The organism is Streptomyces sp. SS7 (assembly GCF_037993025.1).
Lineage (GTDB): Bacteria > Actinomycetota > Actinomycetes > Streptomycetales > Streptomycetaceae > Streptomyces.
In genome coordinates this window covers 1,567,405-1,589,932 of record NZ_CP141223.1, presented here as the reverse complement: position 1 = coordinate 1,589,932, position 22,528 = coordinate 1,567,405, and the positions used below count along the sequence as shown (strand labels likewise).

Here is a 22,528-nt window from a genome sequence, read left to right as displayed (position 1 = left end):
CCGACTCCGTCGCGGGTGGTCCCGAGTCGGGCGGTAGTTCTGCCCCGGCCACCGACTCCGCCGTGGGCGGCTCTGTCTCGGGCGGTGGTCCTGTCTCGGGCGGTGGTCTCGTTGCGGCCGCCGACTCGGCCGTGGGCGGCCCTGCCGCAGGCGAGGGCGAGGCCCAGCGCTCCGACGTGGGCGGTTCTGCCCCGGCCCCCGACTCCTCCGTAGGCCGCCCTGCCCGGGGTGGCGACCCTGCCCCGGGCGGCGGTCCTGCCGGGGTCACCGATTCCTCCGTAAGCGGTTGTGTCCCCGGCGGTGGCCCTGATTCGGGCGCCGACTCCGTCGTGGGCGGCTCTGCCCCCGGCGCTGGTCCTGTCGCGGGCGCCGACTCTTCCCCAGGCGGTCGTGCCCCCGGCGGTCGGCCCGCCAAAGCCAGCGATTCCGGCGTGGGCAGTTCCGCCCCGGGCGGTGGTCCTGCCTCGGGGGCGGACTCCGTCGTGGGCGGCTCTGCCCTCGGCGGTAACCCTGATTCGGGCGCCGACTCCGTCGTAGGCAGCTCTGCCCCCGGCGCTGGTCCGGCCCCGGGTGCCGGCTCTTCCGAAAGCGGTCGTGCCCCCGGCGGACATCGCACCCCGGTCACCGACCCCGTGGGTGGCCCGGCTCCGGGGAGCGGTCCCGGCTCGCTCACCGACTCCTCCGTGGACGGCTCCGCCTCGCGAGGCCCCGGAGGCCCCGGCGTTTCGGGTGCCGCCGGGCCGACCGCCCGGCCCGGGGACGTCGCACGGGAGGCGTTGCGGGCCGCTCGGGCCCAGGCGCGGGAGAACGCGAGGGAGCCGGACGCCGGGCGGGCCGCCCGGCCCGGGGGCGTTGCACGTCCCGCCGGCCCCGGCACCGGCGACCCGGTCCTGCGGCGCCCGAGCCGGCCGAGGGACCCCGGCACCGGCGACCGTACCGCCCGCGAACGCGCCCGGTTCGTACGGGAGTCGCTCGCCGACGCCTTCCGGATGCCCTCCGACGACCTCCCGTCGTCCCCCGCACCCGCTGCCCCGCCCCGTCCCGCCCCCGAGCCGGACCCCGCCCCTCCCACCCCCGTCTCGCCCCGCTCCATGGGCGCCCCCTCCCGGGACGGCGACCACCGGCGTACCTTTCCCGCTTTCCCGGCGCTGCCCGGACCGGGGGAAGGGGAGCAGTCCCGGTTCGCGGAGACCTGGTGGGGGCATGCCTGGGTGGCCGCCCTGGAGGAAGGGGCGCTGGACGTCAAGCGGCTGGCGCGGGGCCGTGGTTACGCCCAGCAGGGGCACGTCGACGCGATCACCGTCACCCCCGGACTCGTCCTCGCGTACGTGCAGGGCAGCCGTCCCCGCCCGTACCGCGTACAGGTGCGGCTGCGGACGCTGGGGGAGGAGGAGTGGGATCGGTTCCTGGCCACCGCGGTGGACCGGCCCGCGTACATCGCCGCGCTGCTCGACAAGGAGATGCCGGAGTCCCTCGCCGACTGCGGGGTGCCGCTGCTCCCCGGCCCGGGCGACCTCGAACCCCACTGCAGCTGCCCTGACCGCGCCCACCCCTGCAAACACGCCGCCGCCCTCTGCTACCAGACCGCGCGGCTCCTGGACGCCGATCCCTTCGTCCTGCTCCTGCTGCGCGGCCGCGGCGAACGCGAGCTGCTGGACGCGCTGTCGCGCCGCAACGCCACCCGCGCGGCGCGGGCCGCGCAGGAACAGGAACCGGCCGATCTGCCGGGCGTCCGCGCCACGGAGGCGCTGGCCCTGGGCGGCGGCGCGGCGCGTCGACTGCCGCCGCTGCCCGCCCCCTTGCCCGTCCCGCCGCACCCCGGGCAGCCCCCGGCCTACCCCTCCGCGCCGAACGGCCCCGACTCCTTCGCCCTGGACCAGCTCGCCACCGACGCCGCCGCCCGGGCCCACGCCCTGCTCGTCACCGGCCGCGACGAGATCGGCGAACTGACGCTGTGGCAGGACGCCGTACGGCTGGCCGCCGCCCGCCCCGGCTCCGGAGTCACCCTCGCCACCCGCTCCCTGTACGCCTCGCTCGCCTCCGCGGCCAGCCGCACCCCGTCCGAACTGGCGCGCGCGGTCGCCGCCTGGCGGCAGGGCGGAGCGGACGGCCTCACCGTCCTGGAGGAGCCCTGGGACCCGCCGGCGGGCCGTTTCGACCGGGCCCGTCCGCTGCTCCTCGCCGCCGACCTCCCCGCCTTCCGCCCCTGGCGCAACCACCTCACCCACCCCGGCGGCCACGTCCAGCTCCGCTTCGGGCGCGACGGCCTGTGGTACCCGTACGAGTCCGAGCCCGGCCACGACGACTGGTGGCCGCGCGGCACCCCCGACCCCGACCCGGTGGGCGCCCTGACCGGTCTGGGCACCGCGGACGAGTCGTAGCACGCGCCCCCCGGCCAGGCCGTGTCCGCATTGGGGGCCTCACAGGTCTTGAATACATACAAAACTAGAGCTTAAATCTTTCGAGTGCGATGCGCTCGCGTCGGGCGCACGGATGCCGGCTGCTGGGCGGCCGCACGAACCGATCGAGGAGGCCGCGCATGACGGCAACGGCGTTGGACGGGCACAGGGAGACCAACTCGCAAGAGCGGCTCCTGCGAGATCTCACCGAGCAGGTCGCCGCGAGCGGCGTGAAGTACGTCTACTACCAGGTCGTCACGCTCACCGGCCGTGTGCTGGCCAAGGTGGTGCCCGCCGAGCATCTGCGCCGCAACCTGGAGCGCGGCGTCCAGTTCCACCGCACCGCCGTCTCCGACCTGCAGGCGGACCGGCACGGCGAACTGCTGGGCGGTGGAGCGGCGGCCGCCGAGTTCACGGCCATGCCCGATGCGGACACCTTCCGGGTGCTGCCGTGGGACCCGTCCGTGGCCCGGTTCCTCTGTCGCCTCTACGAACCCTCCCATGTGCCGGTTCGCGGAGGCGAGCCGCTGGCGACCGACCCGCGCGGAAACCTCTTCCGCCTCCACGACGCCTTCACGGCCGCCACGGGGCTCCGCCTGAAATCGGGGTGCGAGCCGGAGATGACGTGGCTCGGCCCGTCGCTGGAGGTCAAGGTCCGCCCGGGCGCAAGCCCCGCGTACCACGCCGGGAACCTCGAGCTGATGCGGCCGATCTACCAGAAGCTCATCGACTACGCGCAGGCCATGGGCCTGGACATGATCGAGGGCGACTACGAGGACGCCGGACAGCTCGAACTGAACTGGATGTACGACTCCTGTGAGCTGACCGCCGACCGTCTGATCACCTACCGCCAGATCTGCCAGCAGGTCGCCCGCGAGTTCGGCGTCACCGCCAGTTTCATGCCGAAGCCGACCACCGGCAGCATGGGCAACGGCTGCCATCACAACCTGAGCCTCTGGCACGGCGAGGACAACATCCTGGAAGAGGCCGACCGCCGTGAGCTGCACCTGACCGAGCGCGGACGCCACGCGCTGGGCGGACTGCTGACCCACGTGCCCGGCTCCATGGCCGTGATGGCCTCCACGGTCAACTCCTACAAGCGCTTCTGGGACGCCGGTCAGTTCGCCCCCTCGCGGGTCAACTGGGGCCTGGACAACAAGACCTGCACCGTCCGGCTGTCCTCCAACGGCCGCCTGGAGTACAAGCTCCCCGACGCCAGCGTCAACCCGTACCTCTCCCACGCCGCGCTCCTGGCCGCCATCCAGGACGGCCTGGAGCGCGAGCTCGACCCGGGCGAGCCGCAGACCTCCAGCAGCTACGACGGGGGCAGCCCTGCCGAGGAGGCACTGCCGCTCACGCTCGGCGACGCGCTCGCGGCGTTCGACCGCGACAAGATCGTCCGCTCGGCCTTCCCCGAGGAACTGGCCACTCTCTTCAGCCGGCTCAAGGCCGACGAGTGGGCCCGCGCCTGCGGGGCCGTGACCGACTGGGACCGCGAGATGTACCTGGAGTACCTGCCGTGACCGCGAACGAAGCAACCGAACTGCGCATCATCTGCGCCGACCTGGACGCCCGGCCGCTCTTCTGGACCGGAGAGGACGGCGAACGGCTCGGCTTCGAGCCGGAGGTCGGCCTGCTGCTGGGCGAGGTGCTCGGCCGACCGGTGCGCTGGGTCTACAGCGCGTGGGCCGACTTCGTGCCGAGCCTGAACGCCGGCAAGGGCGATGCCGTCCTGTGCGGCCAGGGCATCACCGAGCGGCGTCGGCGCCTGGTCGACTTCACCCGGCCGTACGCGGTCTTCGACGAGTCCGTCCTGACCCGCGCGGACAGCACGGTCACCGGCCCCGACGGCCTCGCGGGACGCCGGATCGGGGCGATCGCGGGCAGCACCAACATGGCCCTGGCGGAGACGTTCAAGGACGTCGAGCCGGTGCCCTTCGCCGGTTCGAGCGACGACGTCCTGGGCGACATGGTGGCCGCCCTCCGGCTCGGCGAGATCGATGCCTTCGTCGACGACGACGTCGCCCTCGTGCCGCTCGCCGAGCAGCCGGACCTGCGCATCGCGTTCACCGTGCCCACCCGCAACGCCTGGGGCATCGGCGTCGCCAAGGGCGACGACGGTCTCCTCGCCGCGCTCGACGCCGCGCTGGCGGAAGTGGCGTGGGACGGCCGCCTGGAGGCGGTGTGGAAGCGGTGGATGCCGGACCTCGCCTACCCCTTCGCGGGGGCGGCGGCATCGGACGGGGGAGGAGCCCGATGCGGCCGTTGATCGCCGTGACCGGCATGCCCTCCCCGCAGGTCAAGGGCTTGCGGCGACGCGGTGTGGCCGCTGCGGAGAAGGTCCTCGAAGCCGTCTTCCGGGCGGGCGGGGATCCGGTGATACTGCCACCCACGAGCCGGCCGGTGGGACCGCTGCTGGCTCGCTTCGACGGCGTCCTGCTGCCCGGGGGAGCGGATGTCGACCCCCGGCGCTACGGCGGTTCGCGGCGCGGCCTGTCGACCTGCACCGCCGAGGACGTGCAGGACGTGTTCGATCTGGCCGTGGCCCGACAGGTGGTGGCCGACGGTATCCCCCTGTTGGCCATCTGCCGCGGCATGCAGGTTCTCAACGTCGCCCTGGGCGGTGACCTGATCCCGGACCTGGCGGAGACCTGCGTGCCCCACCGCGACGGCTACCACAGGGTCGCCCTGACTCCCGGCAGCCGAACGGCCAAGGTCATGGGGAGCGACGAAGTCGTCGTCTCGTCCTACCACCACCAGGCCGTCCGGCGTCCGGGCTCCGGCCTGACCGTGACCGGGCGCGCGATCGACGACGTGATCGAGGTCGTCGAGCACGAGACCGCCCCCGTCCTCGCCGTGCAGTGGCATCCCGAGGACAACGCGGACCTGGTCGCGGAGCAACAGGCGCTGTTCACCGCACACGTCGAAATGGCCCGGGCCGCCGTGGCCGCCGCCTGACGGGATCATCACCGAGATCATCACAAGGAGGGCCGTCACCATGGCGGTATCCAGCACCCAGGAGCTTCCGTTCCTCAATGTCGCCGACCCCGGTTTCGCGATGACGTCGGACGACGTCGTGGCCGCCCGCGCACGCAGCTGGTGCGCGCGGACCGACTACGGACTCGCGGCGCTCCGCTACGACGCGGTCAAGACGCTGCTCAAGGACCGGCGGCTGCGTCAGGGCAGCCACGCCTGGCCCCGGCACAACGGCGTGAGCGGCCCCTTCGCCGACTGGTGGGGGCACGTCCTGCTCAACAAGGAGGGCGCTGACCACGCCCGGCTGCGCCGGCTGGTCAACCCCGCCTTCTCGCCCAGACTCATCGGCTCGCTCGGCCCGCAGTTCCGCGCGCTGGGTGAGGAACTCGTCGACGCCTTCCACGACGAGGGCCGGTGTGAGTTCGTCTCGCAGTTCGCCGAGCCGTACGCGGCCCGCGTGATCTGCATGATGCTGGGCATCCCGCAGAGCGAGTGGAAGACGATCGCCACCTGGTCGTCGGACATGGGACTCGCCCTGGGCGTCACGTTCAAGCAGGACCTGCCGAAGATCGAGGCCGCGCTGGAGGGCCTGTACGGCTACGCCGACGACCTCATCGCCGACCGGCGCGTGAACCCCGGCGAGGACTTCGTCAGCCGCCTGGTGCTCGCCCAACGCGACGACGACAGCCTCAGCCACGAGGAACTGCGGATCATGCTCGTCCTGCTGATCTTCGGAGGCATGGACACCACCCGCAATCAGCTGGGCCTCGCGCTGCAGACGTTCATGCAGCACCCCGACCAGTGGCGCCTGCTCGCCGAGCGTCCGGACCTCGGCGGTGCCGCCGTCGAGGAGGTCATGCGGGTCAACCCCACCGTGACCTGGGTGACCCGCGAAGCCGTCGAGGACTTCACCCACGAGGGCGTGGACATCGCCAAGGGCACCACCGTCCACCTGTTCTCCCAGGTCGCCGGCACCGACCCGGCCGCCCTCCCGGACCCCGGATTCGACATCACCGCCGAACGCCCTCCGCACTTCGGCTTCGGCGGCGGTGCCCACCACTGCCTCGGCCACTTCGTCGCCCGCAGCGACATGAGCGAGGCCCTGCCCCTGCTCGCCCGCCGCCTGCGCGCACCGCGGATCGACGGCACCGCCACCTGGCTGCCGGCCAGCGGCAACACCGGGCCCGTCGAACTGCCCCTCCGTTTCACCCCCGGCAACTGACCCCGGGTCCCGCCGCCCCGCCACCCCGCCACGCCCCACGGAAGAAGCACCGGACATGAAGATCTGTGTCGACCTCAACAAATGCCAGGACCACGGACAGTGCGTCATCGCCGCCCCCGACGCCTTCGGCTTCGGCGACGACGGCAAGCTGACCTGGGTCACCGAACCCGACGAGCGGCTGCGCCAGGACGTGGAGGACGCCGCGGACGTCTGTCCCGAGCAGGCCATCACCCTGGAGGACTGAGGTGTCCCGACACATAGTGATCGTCGGGGCCTCGATGGGCGGCCTGCGGGCCGCGGAGCAGCTCAGGGCGGCCGGGTGGAACGGCGGTGTCACCGTCGTGGGAGCGGAGCCCCATCCGCCCTACAACCGTCCGCCCCTGTCGAAGGAAGTGCTGGCGGGGCAGGCGACCGACCCGGCCGAAGCACACGCCGGACTCGCCTTCCGCAGGCGGGCGTCCCTCGACGACGTCGACTGGCGGCTCGGCGTACCGGTGGTCTCGGCGGATCTGGAGCGGCGGACTGTGGGGCTGGCCGACGGGACGACGCTGTCGTACGACGGTCTCGTGGTCGCCAGCGGTCTGCGGCCCCGGCGCCTTCCCATGCCGGAGCCGAGCCGTGGCCGCCATGTGCTGCGCACCGTCGAGGACGCCGTGAGCCTGCGCGCCGAGCTCACCCCGGGCGCCCGGGTCGTGGTGGTGGGCGCGGGATTCATCGGCTGCGAGGTCGCGGCCACGGCCAGGCGGCTCGGTTGCGACGTCACCGTCGTCGAGCCCGCAGGGGTGCCCATGGGACGGGTCCTGGGCGACGGGCTGGGCCGGTCGGTCCAGGGCCGGCACGAGGCCGAGGGGGTGCGTTTCCGTCTCGGCAGGGTCGTGACCGCGCTGCACGGCGGTGAGCGGGTCACCGCCGTCGAGCTCGACGACGGAACGGTCCTGCGGGCAACGGTCGTGGTCGAGGCAGTGGGCTCGTACGCCAACGTGGAGTGGCTGGAGGGCACGGGGCTCGACCTCTCCGACGGCCTGCTGTGCGACAACCTGATGCGCGTCGAGGGCCGCCCGGACGTCGTGGCGGTGGGGGATGTCGCACGCTTCCCCAACCCCCGCTTCGATGCGACGGCGCGCCGGGTGGAGCACTGGTGCATGCCGACGGAGACGGCCCGCCGCGCGGCTCGCACCCTGGCGGCCCACCTCGCCGCGGAGGCGGTGGACGAGCAGGAGTTCACGCCGCTGCCGACCTTCTGGAGCGACCAGTTCGACCTGCGCCTGCAGAGCTTCGGCGCCCCGGCCCTGGCCGACCGCGTGGAAGTCCTGGAAGGGGAGCTGTCGGCCCCCTCCGATCTGGCGAAGGGCGTCGCGGTGGGGTACCGGCGGGGTGCCGCACTCGTGGGAGTGGTCACGGTGAACCTACCGGCACGCGCTCCCCACTACCGCAAACTCGTGGACGCGGGCGTCGGCGTCCCGGCATGTACATAACGCGTGGGTGGCGCCCCCTGACTCAGCCAGGGGGCGCCACCCACGCGTTGCGCGTGTCAGGGCACTGCCGGGCTTCAGTGCGGGGCGTCGACGCACACCACGCTCCAGTCGGCCTCAGGGGTGCGCACGCGCGCGCGTTCCGTGCCCACGTCCTCGGGCAGCAGGTCCCGGGCCAGGGCGCCCACCGCCCACACGGGCGTGTTCGCCGCGAGCACCCGGCCCTCGCCCGTGATCACGACGGCGTCGCAGCCGAGCTGCTTGAGGGCGGGCACGACGAGCGGTTCGAAACCGCTCACCGGTACGTCCGCTCCCACCACGCCCACGAACCTGCCCCGCACCATCAGCGGAAGGGCGAACGTCAGGAGGTAGAGGTCGGCCCCGTGCAGGTCCACGTACGGCCCCATGACCGTGCCGCGCCCCTCGTCCCGGGGGATCGCGAACCACGGCTTGAGCGTGTAGTCGTAGTAGTTCTCGCTGCGCGGATTGAGGTCCAGGCGCAGCGGCCGGAAGCCTTTCCCGCCGGCCCGCTGCCACCATTCCAGGTGCAGTCGGGCATCGGACAGCGCGTCCGGCGCCATGACCACTCCCGTGCCGTTGAAACGCCCCTCCTGCGCGGCCAGGACCGACTGGATCACCGGCCGCAGTGGCGCGAGATCCTCGCTCCTCGGTTGTCTGCCGTGCGAGAGCGCCGCGCTCAGAACAGCTTGCGCCTCTGCGTCCAGGACGCTCAGCGACGAGAACACGGACTCCACCGCGATGCGGAGGGAGTCGGCGCATCGGGCGATGCCGGTCGCTGCGTTGCTGGTCATCACTGCTCCGTCGGGGCAACGGGTGGCGTGCCGCCACCGGGGGTTCAGGAGTCGGTCAACCGCAGATGGGTCCGTACGAGATGGTGGGCGCCCGCGACGGTGTGCCGCTCCGCGAGTCTGCGGGCGGCGGACGCGTCGCCGGCGGCGATCGCCACCAGGATCTCGTGGTGCTGGTCGGCCCACTCCGTGACATCGGGCGCGTCGAGGTCCGGCAGCCACAGCAAGGGACCGAGTTCCGCCTGCAGACGCACCTCCAGACGGGTCAGCCGGACCGACTGCGAGGCCACGGCCACCTCGATGTGGAAGCGCGCGTCGGCCTTGCGGCGGTCGGCGGGTGTCTCCGCCTTGCGCAGGGCGGTGACCAGCTTCTCCAGGCGGTCCGCGAGGTCCGAGGGGGCCCGCTCGGCCGCGAAGTGGGCCGCCGTGCCCGACACCGCGAACTGTTCGTCGCCGAGATCGCGCAGCTCCGACAGGCCGATGTCCTTCAGCCGGCCCTGGTGGATCCTGGCCAGCCCCTCCTCGGGCTTACGGATGAAGCTGCCGCCGTTGCGGCCGCGCCGGGTCTCCACGAGCCCTTGCTCGCGCAGGATGGCCAGCGCTTCGCGGACGGTGCCGTTGGCCACGCCGAGCTGCTCGGCAAGGTCGCTCTCGCTGGGGAGCTGCTCGCCCTCGGCCATGAGGCCCAGCGTGACGGCCTCGGCGATCCTGCGGACCACCATGTCCGCGCGGCCGGAGTCGGTCAGGGGTGCCAACACCGCGCTCATCACCGGCGAGTGGCCGTTCATTGCAGCCACGGCCCTCCTCGACGGTCGCCATACAGCCGTAACCCGAAACCGCTTCAGGATACCAACCAAACCCTTGTCCTATGACCTTCAATGTCGTAGGTTTTCGCCCATTCAGGACGCCGGCCATCTGCCGGCCTCGTCGACGCCGCTTCCCCGCCTGTCCCGTCGACCTCGACCGCAGTAGCGTGTTGCCTCAAGGAGTTCGTCCATGCGCGACGCCACACCCACCCCTCCACCGCCCGCAGACGCCGACTCCCAGCGTCTCGCGGCGCTGGGCTATGAGTCCGAGTTCAAGAGGGACATGAGCCTGTGGGCGAACTTCTCGCTCGGGTTCACCTACCTCTCGCCCGTCGTCGGTGTGTACACCCTCTTCGCCGCCTCGCTGATGGCCGGCGGCCCGCCCATGATCTGGGCGTTCGTCATCGCCGGCGTGGGGCAGCTGCTGGTGGCCCTCGTGTTCAGCGAGGTCGTCGCGCAGTTCCCGGTGGCCGGAGGGGTCTATCCGTGGGCCAGGCGCCTGTGGGGTCGCAAGTGGGGGTGGATGACGGGGTGGATCTATCTCCTCGCTCTGCTCTCCACCATCTCGGCGGTGGCCTACGGCGCCGGCCCCTACGTGGCCGCCGTCTTCGGGTTCACGTCGGACACGAGAACGACCATCGCCTGCGCCCTCGGTCTGCTCCTCCTCGCCACCCTGATCAACTTCGGCGGTACGAAGGTGCTCTCCGCGGCGGCCGTCTTCGGATTCGTGGCCGAGATCGTCGGCGCCATAGCGGTGGGCGCGTGGCTGCTCATCGCCCACCGGCACCACGGGCTGAGCGTGCTGTTCGACGGCTTCGGTGCCCAGGGCGACCACTCCTACCTCTACGCCTTCTCGGCGGCGGCCCTCATCGGCGTCTTCCAGTACTACGGCTTCGAGGCGTGCGGCGATGTGGCCGAGGAGGTCCCCAACCCCGGCAGGCGCATCCCGACGTCCATGCGACGCACCATCTACATCGGCGGCGCCGCGTCGATGGGGGTGTGTCTCGCCCTGATCCTCGCCGTCACCGACTTCGGTGCCGTGATCAGCGGCAAGGACGCCGACCCGGTGACCTCCGTGCTCACCGAGGCGTTCGGCAGCGGTGGTGCCCGGGTCGTCCTCGTCGTCGTGCTGCTGTCCTTCCTCTCCTGCGCCATGAGCCTGCAGGCGGCGGCCAGCCGGCTCACCTACTCGTTCGCCCGCGACCGGATGATCGTCGGCAGCCGCGTGCTGGCGACCTTCTCCGAGCGGCTGCACGTGCCGCCCAACGCGCTGCTGCTCGCCGCCGTCCTGCCCGCGCTCATCATCGTGGGGTCCGCGTTCTCCGCCGACGCCCTCGTCAAGATCATTTCCTTCTCGACGCTCGGCATCTACCTGGCCTTCCAGATGGTGGTCTTCGCGGCACTGCGGGCGCGGGTGCGCGGGTGGGTGCCCTCCGGCGACTACCGGCTCGGCCGCTGGGGGCTGCCGGTCACGGTCGGCGGCCTCGTCTACGGCATCGTGGCGCTGGTCAACATCTGCTGGCCGCGCACACCGGGCACGCCGTGGTACGACAACTACATCGTGCTGGTCAGCGGCGCGGTCGTGGTCGGAATCGGTGCGCTGTACATGGCCCTGGCGAAGCCGCACCTGCGGGGTGACGCGCCAGCCGGGGACGCCGTGACGACGCGGCAGGTGGGCCCGGTGGCCGAGTCGTCCTCATCGGCTGCCTCCGTCTGACGTCGGCTCCCCGACCCGGACGGGTGGGCTCTCGACCGCCGACAGGTCGAGAGCCCACCGGCCGGTCCGGCAGAGAGGCCTGCCGCGCGTCACAGCAGGCCGAAGTCGAGCACTGCGGACTCTCCGCCTCTGGCGCCGAGGGGGGTCTCGGTCCAGATCGTCTTTCCGTCACGCGTGTGACGGATGCCCCAACGCTCGGTGAGCCGGGCCACCAGGAAGAGTCCGCGGCCGCCTTCGTCGTCCAGGCCGGCCCGCCGAAGGTGCGGTGACGTGTGGCCGCCGTCCGAGACCTCGCAGATCAGCGCGCGGTCCCGGTCCCGCAGGAGACGCAGGCGTACGGGAGCACCGCCGTAGCGGATGGCGTTGGTCACCAGCTCGCTGACGACCAGCTCCAGGACGAAGGCCACGTCGTCCAGCCCCCAGTCGGTCAGCTGCCGCGCGGCCGTGTTCCGGGCCCTGGCCACCTCCGAGGGGTCCGCGCCGATGGCCCAGCTCGCCATGTGGGACGCGGCCAGACGGTGGACGCGCATCAGCAGCAGGGCCGCGTCGTCGCGCGCCGCGTCGCCGGCCGTCAGGGCGGCGATCGCGGAACACGCGTCGGCGGGTGTCAGCTCCCTGGCTGTCGGGCCCGTACACCGTCAGAGCGATGGGCGACTGGGCGAACAGTCCGCTCAGCATGGCCTGGTCGGTGGCCCACCGCTGCAGACGACCGGTGGGAACGAGCACCACCAGCCAGGCGGCACCGGAGCCGTCGACCGTCACCGGGACGGTCATCGGACTCAGGTGCAGCATGCTGGGCACGGGCCGGCCGTCGCGGTGGCGGAGGGTGCGGCTCTCACACCGGCCGTGCCGCGGACGTCCGTCCGGGCGGGGCGCGGTCAGGGGACTGTCCTGCGCGTGCTGCAGAGTTTCGTGGAAGGGACGCCCGAGGACCTCCGCCGCGGTGAAGCCGTACTGGTCCGCCGCGGCACCCGTCCAGCCGATGACCCTGCCGTCCTGGTCCAGCACCGCGGTGGCGGCCGTGAGCGGACTGTACGGGTTGCCGCCGCCCGGTGGACCGTCAGCGGTCCGCCCTGTGCCGTGGATCGTCGTCGTCGGGGCCTGCCCCCTGCCTTCCGCCCCCTGCCAGCAGGCTACTCGCCGACCCTGGCGGTGCGCTCCAGGAAGGCGCCGAGCAGGTCCGAGCACATCTTGGCGTTGAGGTCGCCCCGCTGCCGCAGCTCGTCCCGCAGCCGCTCCGGCAGGTCACCGAGCTCGGCGAGCATCCGCGCCCCCGAGGGGGAGCCGCGCCAGTACCGCTGCCAGCCCTCGTACATCTCCTCGCTGATCTCGGGGTGGAACTGGACGCCCATGCAGCGGCCCTCGACGTAGGCCTGGGGGGCCAGCGCCGTGCGAGCGATCTCCGTCGCGCGCGGAGGCACGGTGAAGGCGTCGAAGTGGAAGTTCAGCCAGGGGCCCGGGGCGAGGAGCGCCGGGTCCGCGGTGTCGACCGGCGTCCAGCCGATCTCGGGGGTGTGGTTGCGGTGGACGCTGCCGCCGAGGGCGCGGGCCAGCGCCTGGCTCCCGAAGCAGACCCCGAACACCGGTACGGAGGCACTGATCAGCGCGCGGAGCCAGAGCTGTTCGGTGGCAAGCCAGGGCAGGCGGCTGTCGTACGCCGACTCGGGCGAGCCCAGGACGATCGCGCAGTCGACCTCGGAAGGCGCCGGCAGGGCGTCCTCGACCGAGACGACGAAGGGGTCCAGGTCCAGCTCGGCGGCGATGTCCGGGAGGACGCCGATGCTGTCCTGCGGATCGTGGACGACGACGACACAACGGCGGGAGCCGGTCACTATGTCTCCAGACGGCGAGCGAGAAGCGGGGCGGCGATGGTCCGCCCCTCTGGTCAGAGCTGAATCCAGGTGGTCTTCAGCTGGGTGTACTTGTCCAGCGCGTGCAGGGACCGGTCGCGTCCGTTGCCGGACTCCTTGCAGCCCCCGAAGGGGGTGGTGATGTCGCTGTCGTTGAAGTTGTTCACCCAGACCGACCCCGCCTTCAGGGCGCGGGACACCTGGTGGGCGGTGGTGAGGTGCTGCGTCCACACGGCGGCCGCCAGGCCGAACCGCGTGCCGTTGGCGAGGGCCACGGCCTCCTCGGTGGTGCGGAAGCCGAGGACGGCCAGGACGGGGCCGAAGACCTCCTCCTGAGCCAGCCGGGCGTCGGGGCGCACCTCGTCGAAGACGGTGGGTTCCAGGTACCAGCCGCCCGAGGAGACCCGCGCGCGGTCGCCCCCGAGCAGGAGCCTGGCGCCGTCGGCGTGTGCGGCTTCCACATGGCCGAGCACCCGCTGCAGGTGCTTCTCCTCGACGAGTGCGCCGACCCGGGTCGCGGGGTCGAGCGGGTCGCCGACCGTCCACGCCTTGGCGGCTTCCACCACCTTGGCCACGAACTCCTCGCGGATGGACTCGTGCACCAGCAGCCGCGACCCGGCGGCGCACACCTCGCCCTGGTTGAACATGACGCCGCCCGCCACGGCCTGTGCCGCCCGGTCCAGGTCCGCGTCGGGGAAGACGAGCTGCGGGCTCTTGCCGCCGAGCTCCAGGGCCACCTGCTTCAGGTTGGACGCGGCGGCGTACTGCAGGAACAGGCGACCCACCGGGCCGGACCCGGTGAAGGCGATGAGGTCCACCTCGGGGTGGCGTCCCAGCGCCGCGCCGGCCGTAGGGCCGAAACCGGGGACGACGTTGAGGACGCCCGGCGGGAATCCGGCCTCGTCCGCGAGTTCGGCGATCCGCAGGGCGGTGAGCGGGGACTGCTCGGCGGGCTTGAGCACGACGCAGTTGCCCGCTGCCAGCGCGGGGGCGATCTTCCACGCGGCCAGCATCAGCGGGAAGTTCCACGGGACCACCGCGCCGACGACGCCGAGCGGCTCCCGGTGATCGTGGCCACCACATCGTGGCCGGTGGGCGCCACCTCGTCGTACAGCTTGTCGACGGCCTCGGCGTAGAACTCGAAACAGCGCACGGTCAGCGGCACGTCGACGTTGAGCGCGTCCATGACCGGCTTGCCCATGTCCAGCGATTCCAGCAGGGCCAGTTCGTGGGTGTGCTCGTCGATCAGACGTGCGAAGCGCAGCAGGACCTTACGGCGTCCCTGGGGGGACAGGCGGGGCCAGGGACCTGCCTCGAACGCCTCACGGGCGGCCCGCACCGCGCGGTCGACGTCTTCGGGCCCGCACTCGGCCACCTCGGCCAGAAGGGCTCCGTCGCGGGGCGAGAGGCAGGAGAACCGCCGCCCGGAGACGGCCGGCACGAAGCGGCCCCCGATGTAGGCGTCGGACTGCGGTGAGATCTTCCGGGCCTGGTCGGCAAAGCTGTCCCGGGTGGCGGAGCTGGGCATGAAGAGACCTCTCCTGGGCAGTACGGATCAGTGAAATATAGTAAACTCTAGTTTTAAAGGTCAACCTTCGACGTCGGACGGTGAAGTGGATGGGAGTCCCCCTCGTCTGGCTGCTGCGGCGCCAGGAGCTGCACCTGCGGCTGGTGGCGGGCCGCGCCGGGCTGCACCGGGAAGTGATCTGGGCGCACAGCATCGAACTCGCCGATCCGGCGCCGTGGCTCGCCGGCGGCGAGCTGGTGCTCACGACCGGGCTGCGGCTGCCCGCGTCGCCCGGGGCGCGCGCCGACTACATACGGCGTCTGGCCCAGGCCGGAGTCGCTGCCCTCGGGTTCGGTACCGGCTTGACGCACGAGCGGGTGCCCACGGAACTGACGGAGGCGGCCGAGGAGACCGGGCTCGTTCTGCTGGAGGTGCCGCTGCCCACGCCCTTCGTGGCCGTGACCAGGGCGGTGATGGAACGCCTGGCCGAGCAGCAGTACGAGGGTGTCGTCCAGGCGTCACGGATCCAGCCGCGCATGACCCGGGCCGCACTGCACGGCGGGGCGCAGGCCGTGGTGCGGGAGCTGGCCGTGTCCACGGGCGCCTGTGTGATCTTCCTCGACCAGGAGGGCAAGGCCCGCGCCGCGCATCCGCCCGACGCCGCCGTTCCGCGGACCGCCGCTCTCAACGGCGTTCGCGCGCCGGACGAGGCGGCGTCCGCCGTGAGCGCCGGCCCGGACGGCGTGGTGGCCTTGCAGCAGGTCCGCGTGGGGCCGCGCGTCCACGGCCGGCTGGCCCTGATCGCCGACCGGACGCTCACACCGGTCGACCACCTCCTGCTCGGCCACGCCGCGTCGCTGATCGCGCTGGAGGCGGAGAAGCCGCTGCGCCTGCGCGACGAGCAGAACCGCGTCAACGCCATGCTCCTGAGGATGGTCTTCGACGGAACAGTCGAGGCGGCAGCCGCCGTGGACCTCCTCACCGAAGCGGGATTCCCGGTCCGCGACGGCATCCGCGTCCTCGCCCTGCGGGGCCACGGCCCGCGACAGACCCTGCAGGCAGTGGGGGAGGAACTGGCCGAGCGCGGCCTGCCGCTGTTCGGGTGCGTGCACGACGGATGCGCGGCGGCACTGCTGCCCGCCGGTCACGCAGCCACGGCACAGACGGTCACCGACGGCACGCGGGCCCGGCTGACGTCGCGCACCTGGGCCGGTCTGAGCGCCGCCCACCCCCTGACCGAGGGGCCGGCGGCCCTGACCGAGGCCCTGAACGCCGCCTCGGTCGCCCACGCCCGGGCGAGCGCGGACGTCGTCGGTTTCGAGGCGCTGGCCGGTCACCTGCTCACCGCCGTCCCCGAGACGAGAAAGCTCCTGGAGTCCCTGGCCGCATCCCGCCTCGGCCCGCTGGCCACGTATGACGCGGACAACGGCACCGACCTGTTCGCTTCGCTGCGCACCTTCCTGGAACACAACGGTCAGTGGGAGGCGGCCTCCACGGCCCTCGGCATACACCGCCACACGCTGCGCAGCCGGATGGACCGCATACAGAGCCTGCTCGGCGCGGATCTGGACTCGGCCCATGTGCGGGCCGAGCTCCTGCTGGCGTCGTCGGCATGGCGGGGAGGCTGCGGGCGCGGGTGACCCGTACGGCTGCTCCGCGTCGCGCGGCGGAGGGCGTGACCCGCGGCGCTCGACAGGCTGGACCTGGTGCCGTGACCGGAAAGGTTCACCGGCACTAGAGGCGTCCTGCCTCGACGATCTGTCGAAGGAACTCGCGGGTCCGTGGCTCGACCGGGTCACCGAAGACCTGCTCCGGCGGGCCCTGCTCCAGCAATCGCCCCTGCTCCAGGAAGACGACAAGGTCCGACACCTCGCGCGCGAAGTGCATTTCGTGGGTGGCGAGCATCATGGTCATGCCGTCCGCGGCGAGCTCTCGGACGATATTGAGGACCTCTGCCACCAGTTCTGGGTCGAGGGCCGAGGTGATCTCGTCGAGGAGGACCGCGTCCGGATCCATCGCGAGGGTGCGCACGATCGCGACGCGCTGCTGCTGGCCGCCGGACAGTTGGTCGGGGTAGTAGTCGGCGCGGTGGGCCAGGTTCACCCTCTCGAGCAGCGACCGGGCACGGTCCCGCGCGGCCTTCGGGTCCGCGCCGAGGAGCCTGATCGGCCCGAGAGCGATGTTGTCCAGCACCGTCATGTGCGGGAACAGGTTGAAGGACTGGAACACCATTCCGACCCGGCGCCGGAGGCGGTTGACGTCCACTCCCGGTCCGCTGACGACGTCTCCGTCGAGGCGGATCTCGCCGGCATCGACGGGTTCGAGGGCGTTGACGCACCGCAGCAGGGTCGACTTCCCCGAGCCGGAGGCGCCGATCAGCGTGACCACTTGGTGGCGTTGGACCTGCAGGTTGATGCCTTGGAGCACTGTGTGCCGGCCATAGCTCTTGTGCAGTCCGACGAGTTCGATGAAGGACATCACTTGCCTCCTGCGCGGCCGCGGCGGGACATACCTCGCGCGAGCATCCAGTCGACGAATCGGGTCTGCGGGATCGTGATGATGACGAACAGGACGGCGACGACCGTCACCGAGGAGAGGTTGAAGCTCGCCGAGGAGTAGAACTTCGCCTGGTTGAAGGCGTCCATCGTGCCGATGATGTTCACGAGGGACGTGTCCTTCTGCAGGGCGATGAAAGCGCTGAGCAGAGGGGGAATCACCCCGCGGACCGCTTGGGGCAGGATGACGAAGCGGAGGGTCTTCGCGTAGGAGAACCCGAGTGAACGGGAAGCCGACCACTGGGACGGATGGATCACCTCGATGCCCGCACGGTAGATCTCGGCCACGTAGGCGCTGTAGGTGAGGGTCAGCGCGATGATGGCGAACCATTCGGGAGACAGGCCGGAGAGCAAGGGGGAGTCTCAGCAGCGGCAGCCCGAATCCGATGAGGTAGATGATGATGATCGCCGGCACCGCTCGCATCCCGTCGATGTACGCGATGGCGAGGGCACGCACGGGGCGTCCCGCTCGGCCCGGGACCAGCCGGGCGACTGCGAACAGCAGGCCGAGGACCAGGACGAGGACTTCGGTCAGGTGTCGGCGCCAGTCGGGGAGCTGCACGCTGTGAGCGCCAGCGCCGCGATCGTCACGGTGACGGCGGCGCAGGAGAGCTTCTTCTTCATGGCTTCTTTCCACGGTGAGAAGAGGAGAGGGGGTGGGATGCGCAGCCACGGGCTCGGCTGCTGTGAGGCGCGTTCTGGGCCTGTGCCAGCGGTTTGCTTCGGCGGAGGCGTCGGGACCGCTCTGACTGTCTGGCATGACGTCGATGTCCCGGGCGCGCCCGATGCCCGTGGAGGCCGGCGACGGGCCGATGCTCCGGTCACGTCGGCGGGAGCGCGGTCCGGCCTCCGGCCGAGGGCCAGGGGCGCCGGCCGGACCGGCTCAGGCGGCGCAGGCGGTCTCCTTGGCGATCGCCTCGCCCAGAAGGGCCAGCCCTTCTTCCAGCAGGGCGTCCGAGATCGACAACGGAGGCAGGAACCGCAATACGTTGCCGTAGCTGCCCGCGGTCAGGACCAGCAGTCCGTCCGCGTGGCAGCGCTTGGCGACGCGGGCGGCGAGGTCGGGGGCGGGCACCCGGTCACCGTCCTGTTCCACCAGTTCGACGGCGATCATGGCGCCCCGTCCCCGGACGTCTCCGATCACCGGATACCGGTCGCTGAGATCGCCGAGGAACTCGAGCATGGTGTCGCCGATCTCCCGGGCGCGCTCCAGCAGGTCGCCCGCTTCGATCTCGTCGAAGACGCCGAGCGCTGCCTCGCAGGCCACGGGGCTGCCGCTGAACGTGCCACCGAGTCCGCCCGCCGGGACGGCGTCCATCAGCTCGGCGCGGCCGGTCACGGCGCCCAGCGGCAGCCCGCCGGCGAGCCCCTTGGCGGTGGTGATCAGGTCGGGCTGTACGCCCTCGTGCTCGCAGGCGAACATCCGGCCGGTGCGGGCGATGCCGGCCTGGATCTCGTCCACGATCAGCAGGATGCCCCGGCTGCGGCAGATCTCGGCGACGCGCCCGAGGAAGCCGGGCGCCGGGACGATGAAGCCGCCCTCGCCCTGGATCGGTTCGATCAGCACCGCGGCCACGTTGTCGGCGCCGACCTGCCGGTCCAGCAGGTCGGCGAGGGCGGACGCGGCCTCCTCGGCACAGCGTTCGGGGCCCCCGGGCCAGCGGTACGGGTAGGCCATCGGCGCCCGGTGGACCTCGGGGGCGAACGGTCCGAAGCCCTGCTTGTAGGGCTTGTTCTTGGCGGTGAGGCTCATGGTGAGCAGCGTGCGCCCGTGGAAGCCGTGGTCGAAGACGACGATGCCGGGGCGTCCGGTGGCGGCTCGTGCGATCTTGACGGCGTTCTCCACGGCCTCCGCCCCGGAGTTCACCAGGATCGTGCGCTTGTCACCCGGGATCGGCGCCAGATCGTTCAGCTTCTCGCACACGTCCAGGTAGGACTCGTAGGGGTTGACCAGGAAGCAGGTATGGGTGAACCGGCGCAGCTGCGCGGCCGCGCGCTCCGCCACCGCCCGGGCGGAGTTGCCCACCGTGGTGACCGCGATGCCGCTGCCGAAGTCGATGAAGGAGTTGCCGTCGGCGTCGACGATCACCCCGCCTCCGGCCGCCTCCACGAACACGGGCAGGACGGCGCCGACGCCGGCCGGCACCAGGCCGCGCTGACGGGCCAGCAGCTCACGGGACCGCGGGCCGGGGACCTCGCTCACGACCCGCCGAACCTGCGCGAGGCCGGGACCGCCGACCGGACGGGAAGCACCGGGCATGGAACATCCTCCGGGATGTGAAGGGGCTGGGAGCGATGAGCCAAGCACCGCCGTGCGCGGTCGGCCATGGACGGATCGGAGTGCTCCTCCCGTGCAGGGCAGGACATCCCGTCGAGTGCGGTATCGGCCGTCCGGTCCCAAGAATGGCCGCCTCATGAAACCGAGGAGCCGGCGTGGCGCTTTCGGACGCGTGGCGCGTACGACCGTTTCGTCGCCCAGGACGGTTTGATCCGACCCATAGGACCGTTGGAAAGGAAGGCCGATGCGACAGAGCGCAGCCAGCAGCGTGACGGCAGGTGGAATCGACAGGTCCGCCCGGTCGCTGCGCCATCTGGTCGCGGGACAGTGGCGGACCGGCGACGGCGACGAACTGCTGGACGTCAGTCCCACACGCGCCCGCGAGACCGTGGCCGCCGGCCGGCTCGCCCAGGACCGCGATCTCGACCAGGCCGTCACCGCCGCCCGCGATGTCTTCCCCCGTTGGGCGGCGACGCCTCACCACGTACGGGGCCGGATCCTGGACCGGGCCGCCGACGTCCTCGATGCGAACGCCGAGGTCTGGGGCGCGGAACTGTCGTGGGAGGAGGGCAAGACCAGGGCCGAGGGCGTCGGCGAGGTACGGCGCGCCGCGGAGATCTTCCGCTACTACGCGAGCGAGGCGTCCCGCCCGGTCGGCGAGGTCTTCGCCTCACCACGGCCCGGCGAGCAGATCCACGTGATCCACCGCCCGGTGGGTGTCGTCGCCGTGGTCACTCCTTTCAACTTCCCCATCGCAATCCCGGCCTGGAAGATCGCCCCCGCCCTCAGCTACGGCAACACGGTCGTCTGGAAACCCGCGAGCCTGGTCCCGCTGCTGGCCGTACGGCTGGCCGAGGCCCTCGTCGAGGCGGGACTGCCCGAGGGGGTGCTGTCACTTCTGATCGGCGGCGGCGCACTGGGGGGCCGGCTGGTGGAGCATCCGGGAGTGGACGCGGTGACGTTCACCGGGGCGACGTCCGTCGGCCGGAACCTGATCGCGGCGTGCGGCCGGCTGGCCCGGCCCGTCCAGACGGAGATGGGCGGCAAGAACGCGGCTGTCGTTCTCGCCGACGCCGATCTGGAACTCGCGGCCGGCGAGGTGTTCGCCGGAGCCTTCCGCTCCACGGGCCAGAAGTGCACCGCCACCTCGCGGCTCATCGTGGCGGAGCCGATCGCCGACGAGTTCCTGGCCCTGCTCACCAAGCGGGCGTCGGCCCTGCGCGTCGGTGACCCGCTGGAAGAGGGCACGGAGATGGGGCCCGTGGTCTCGCTCCAGGCCCGGGACGAGATCCAGTCGTCGGTGAACGAGGGAACGGAGCGCCCTGGGGTGGAGCTCCTCGCGGGCGGGCGCCCGTACGACGACGACCGTATGACGGGCGCGTTCCTGCAGCCCACCGTCGTCGAACTCGCCGGCGACGATCCGCTGTGGCGACAGGAGCTGTTCGGCCCCGTGCTGTCCGTGCGCCGGGCCCGCGACGTCGAGGAGGCGTTCGCCCTGGCCAACGACAGCGAGTTCGGCCTCTCCGCGGCCGTCTTCACCGATGACCTGCGGGCCGTGGCCGCCGCCACGGAGCAGGTCGACGTGGGTGTGCTCCACATCAACTCCGAGACCGCGGGGGCCGACCCGCACGTCCCCTTCGGCGGTGCCAAGCAGAGCGCGTACGGCCCCAAGGAGCAGGGCAGGGCGGCCCGCGAGTTCTTCACCCGGACCAAGACGGTGTACGTACGCCCGTCGGAGAGGCGAGACCGGTGAGCGCGGCATCCGGTGGACCCCTCTCCGGCGTGCTCGTCGCCGATTTCGGGCGCGTCCTGGCCGCCCCGTACGCCACGATGCTGCTGGCCGACCTCGGGGCCGACGTGATCAAGGTCGAGCAGCCGGTCACCGGGGACGACACACGGGCCTGGGGACCGCCCCGCGCCCAGGGCGAAGCCACGTACTACCTCTCGGTCAACCGCAACAAGCGCTCGCTCGCGCTCGACCTGCGCGACGAGCAGGACCTGCGTAGGGCGCGGGAGCTGGTACGCCGAGCCGACGTCCTGTTCGAGAACTTCCGGCCGGGCACGATGGCCAAGTACGGGCTCGACTACGACCGGGCGCGTGAGCTCAATCCGCACCTGGTCTACTGCTCGATCACCGGCTTCGGCGCCGGGGCCGGTGCCGCGCTGCCCGGTTACGACCTGCTGATCCAGGCGGTCGGCGGCCTGATGAGCGTCACCGGGCCGGCCCCCGGGCAGCCCGTGAAGACGGGCGTGGCCCTCGTCGACGTCCTCACCGGGCTGCACGCGTCCCTCGGAGTGCTGGCCGCGCTGCGGCACCGCGAGGCCGCGGGAGAAGGGCAGCACGTCCAGGTCGACCTCCTCTCCTGCCTGCTGTCCAGCCTGGTCAACCAGGCCGCCGGCTACACCCTGGCCGGCCAGGTGCCGGGCATCCTGGGCAACCGGCACCCCTCGATCGCACCGTACGAGGTCTTCCCTGCGAAGGACCGGCCGCTGGTCGTCGCCGTCGGCAACGACCGGCAGTTCCGCGCCCTGTGCCAAGGGCTCGACAGCCCGGATCTGGCCGACGACCCCCGCTTCGCGACCAACACCGACCGGGTGGCACACGTCGACGAACTCGCGGAGAAGCTCGGCACGTTGCTGTCGGCGCGGACCGCAGCGGAATGGTTCGACCGCCTCACGCCGCTCGGCGTGCCCTGCGGACCGGTGAACGACCTCGCGCAGGCGTTCGACCTGGCCGACACGCTCGGCCTGAGCCCCCGCGCCACGGTCACCGGGCCGGACGGCTCCCCCATGGACCTGGTCACCAACCCGATCGGCCTCTCCCACACCCCGCCCCGCTACGAACGCCACCCGCCCCGCCTCGGCGAGCACACCGACGACCTCAGGGCCTGGCTGGACTCCTGACCGCCGGCCACACCGTCCACGACCCGATCAGCA

At 72.0% G+C, this 22,528-nt stretch carries 17 protein-coding genes and 2 pseudogenes; 11 read left to right on the top strand and 8 right to left on the bottom strand.

What is annotated here, in order from left to right:
• The first annotated feature begins 482 nt into the window (after positions 1-482).
• The 7 genes from U5640_RS07195 to U5640_RS07165 all read left to right on the top strand — a co-directional run bounded on the left by U5640_RS07195 (position 483) and on the right by U5640_RS07165 (position 8,072).
• Positions 483-2,381 carry an SWIM zinc finger family protein gene (locus tag U5640_RS07195; RefSeq protein WP_340374948.1) on the top strand — a complete coding sequence of 633 codons (1,899 nt, stop codon included), beginning with the start codon at positions 483-485 and terminating at the stop codon, positions 2,379-2,381.
• Between the two features lie 158 nt (positions 2,382-2,539).
• Positions 2,540-3,922 (top strand): glutamine synthetase, encoded by a 1,383-nt coding sequence (locus tag U5640_RS07190; RefSeq protein WP_340374947.1) that lies wholly within the window; start codon positions 2,540-2,542, stop codon positions 3,920-3,922.
• Entirely contained in the window at positions 3,919-4,668 is a 750-nt protein-coding gene (locus tag U5640_RS07185; protein WP_340374946.1) for an ABC transporter substrate-binding protein, read from the top strand. Before U5640_RS07190 ends, U5640_RS07185 begins: the two co-directional genes overlap by 4 nt.
• On the top strand, positions 4,656-5,357 hold the full coding sequence (locus U5640_RS07180) for a gamma-glutamyl-gamma-aminobutyrate hydrolase family protein (RefSeq protein ID WP_340374945.1): 702 nt from the start codon (positions 4,656-4,658) through the stop codon (positions 5,355-5,357). The genes U5640_RS07185 and U5640_RS07180 overlap by 13 nt, the downstream gene beginning before the upstream one ends.
• Positions 5,358-5,397: 40 nt before the next feature.
• Positions 5,398-6,597 (top strand): cytochrome P450, encoded by a 1,200-nt coding sequence (locus U5640_RS07175; protein ID WP_340374944.1) that lies wholly within the window; start codon positions 5,398-5,400, stop codon positions 6,595-6,597.
• Between the two features lie 55 nt (positions 6,598-6,652).
• On the top strand, positions 6,653-6,841 hold the full coding sequence (locus tag U5640_RS07170) for a ferredoxin (RefSeq protein WP_340374943.1): 189 nt from the start codon (positions 6,653-6,655) through the stop codon (positions 6,839-6,841).
• 1 nt (position 6,842) lies between these two features.
• Positions 6,843-8,072, top strand: a complete 1,230-nt coding sequence (locus U5640_RS07165; RefSeq protein WP_340374942.1) for an FAD-dependent oxidoreductase — start codon at positions 6,843-6,845, stop codon at positions 8,070-8,072.
• 74 nt (positions 8,073-8,146) lie between these two features.
• Here U5640_RS07165 and U5640_RS07160 read toward each other — a convergent pair whose 3' ends face one another.
• Both U5640_RS07160 and U5640_RS07155 read right to left on the bottom strand, forming a co-directional pair.
• Entirely contained in the window at positions 8,147-8,881 is a 735-nt protein-coding gene (locus tag U5640_RS07160) for a cache domain-containing protein (protein ID WP_340374941.1), read from the bottom strand.
• 44 nt (positions 8,882-8,925) lie between these two features.
• Positions 8,926-9,666, bottom strand: coding sequence for an FCD domain-containing protein (locus U5640_RS07155; RefSeq protein ID WP_340384982.1), 741 nt, complete (start codon positions 9,664-9,666; stop codon positions 8,926-8,928).
• 208 nt (positions 9,667-9,874) lie between these two features.
• Between U5640_RS07155 and U5640_RS07150 the strand changes: the two genes are divergently transcribed.
• Complete coding sequence (locus U5640_RS07150; protein WP_340374940.1) at positions 9,875-11,401, top strand: amino acid permease; 1,527 nt, start codon at positions 9,875-9,877, stop codon at positions 11,399-11,401.
• Between the two features lie 89 nt (positions 11,402-11,490).
• On the opposite strand, the pseudogene U5640_RS07145 reads toward U5640_RS07150, so the two are convergent.
• The 3 genes and pseudogenes from U5640_RS07145 to U5640_RS07135 form a co-directional block, all read right to left on the bottom strand.
• Positions 11,491-11,952, bottom strand: a pseudogene (locus U5640_RS07145) (ATP-binding protein); the annotation flags it as partial.
• 582 nt (positions 11,953-12,534) lie between these two features.
• The gene (locus U5640_RS07140; protein WP_340374939.1) at positions 12,535-13,233 is read right to left on the bottom strand and encodes a type 1 glutamine amidotransferase; all 699 of its coding nucleotides are present in this window, start codon (positions 13,231-13,233) and stop codon (positions 12,535-12,537) included.
• A gap of 53 nt (positions 13,234-13,286) precedes the next feature.
• A pseudogene (locus U5640_RS07135) lies at positions 13,287-14,779 on the bottom strand (aldehyde dehydrogenase).
• 89 nt (positions 14,780-14,868) lie between these two features.
• Between U5640_RS07135 and U5640_RS07130 the strand changes: the two are divergent.
• Entirely contained in the window at positions 14,869-16,398 is a 1,530-nt protein-coding gene (locus U5640_RS07130) for a PucR family transcriptional regulator ligand-binding domain-containing protein (RefSeq protein ID WP_340374938.1), read from the top strand.
• Positions 16,399-16,492: 94 nt separating this feature from the next.
• On the opposite strand, the gene U5640_RS07125 is transcribed toward U5640_RS07130, so the two are convergent.
• The 3 genes from U5640_RS07125 to gabT all read right to left on the bottom strand — a co-directional run bounded on the left by U5640_RS07125 (position 16,493) and on the right by gabT (position 19,573).
• The gene (locus tag U5640_RS07125; protein WP_340374937.1) at positions 16,493-17,236 is read right to left on the bottom strand and encodes an amino acid ABC transporter ATP-binding protein; all 744 of its coding nucleotides are present in this window, start codon (positions 17,234-17,236) and stop codon (positions 16,493-16,495) included.
• Entirely contained in the window at positions 17,236-17,667 is a 432-nt protein-coding gene (locus tag U5640_RS07120) for an ABC transporter permease subunit (RefSeq protein WP_340374936.1), read from the bottom strand. The genes U5640_RS07125 and U5640_RS07120 overlap by 1 nt, the downstream gene beginning before the upstream one ends.
• Positions 17,668-18,196: 529 nt before the next feature.
• Complete coding sequence (gene gabT, locus U5640_RS07115) at positions 18,197-19,573, bottom strand: 4-aminobutyrate--2-oxoglutarate transaminase (protein WP_340374935.1); 1,377 nt, start codon at positions 19,571-19,573, stop codon at positions 18,197-18,199.
• Between the two features lie 262 nt (positions 19,574-19,835).
• Here gabT and U5640_RS07110 point away from each other — a divergent pair, with 262 nt between their 5' ends.
• Both U5640_RS07110 and U5640_RS07105 read left to right on the top strand, forming a co-directional pair.
• The gene (locus U5640_RS07110; protein ID WP_340374934.1) at positions 19,836-21,344 is read left to right on the top strand and encodes an aldehyde dehydrogenase family protein; all 1,509 of its coding nucleotides are present in this window, start codon (positions 19,836-19,838) and stop codon (positions 21,342-21,344) included.
• Positions 21,341-22,495: a CoA transferase gene (locus U5640_RS07105; protein ID WP_340374933.1), complete on the top strand. Its 1,155-nt coding sequence runs from the start codon at positions 21,341-21,343 to the stop codon at positions 22,493-22,495. The genes U5640_RS07110 and U5640_RS07105 overlap by 4 nt, the downstream gene beginning before the upstream one ends.
• The last annotated feature ends 33 nt before the right edge of the window (positions 22,496-22,528 follow it).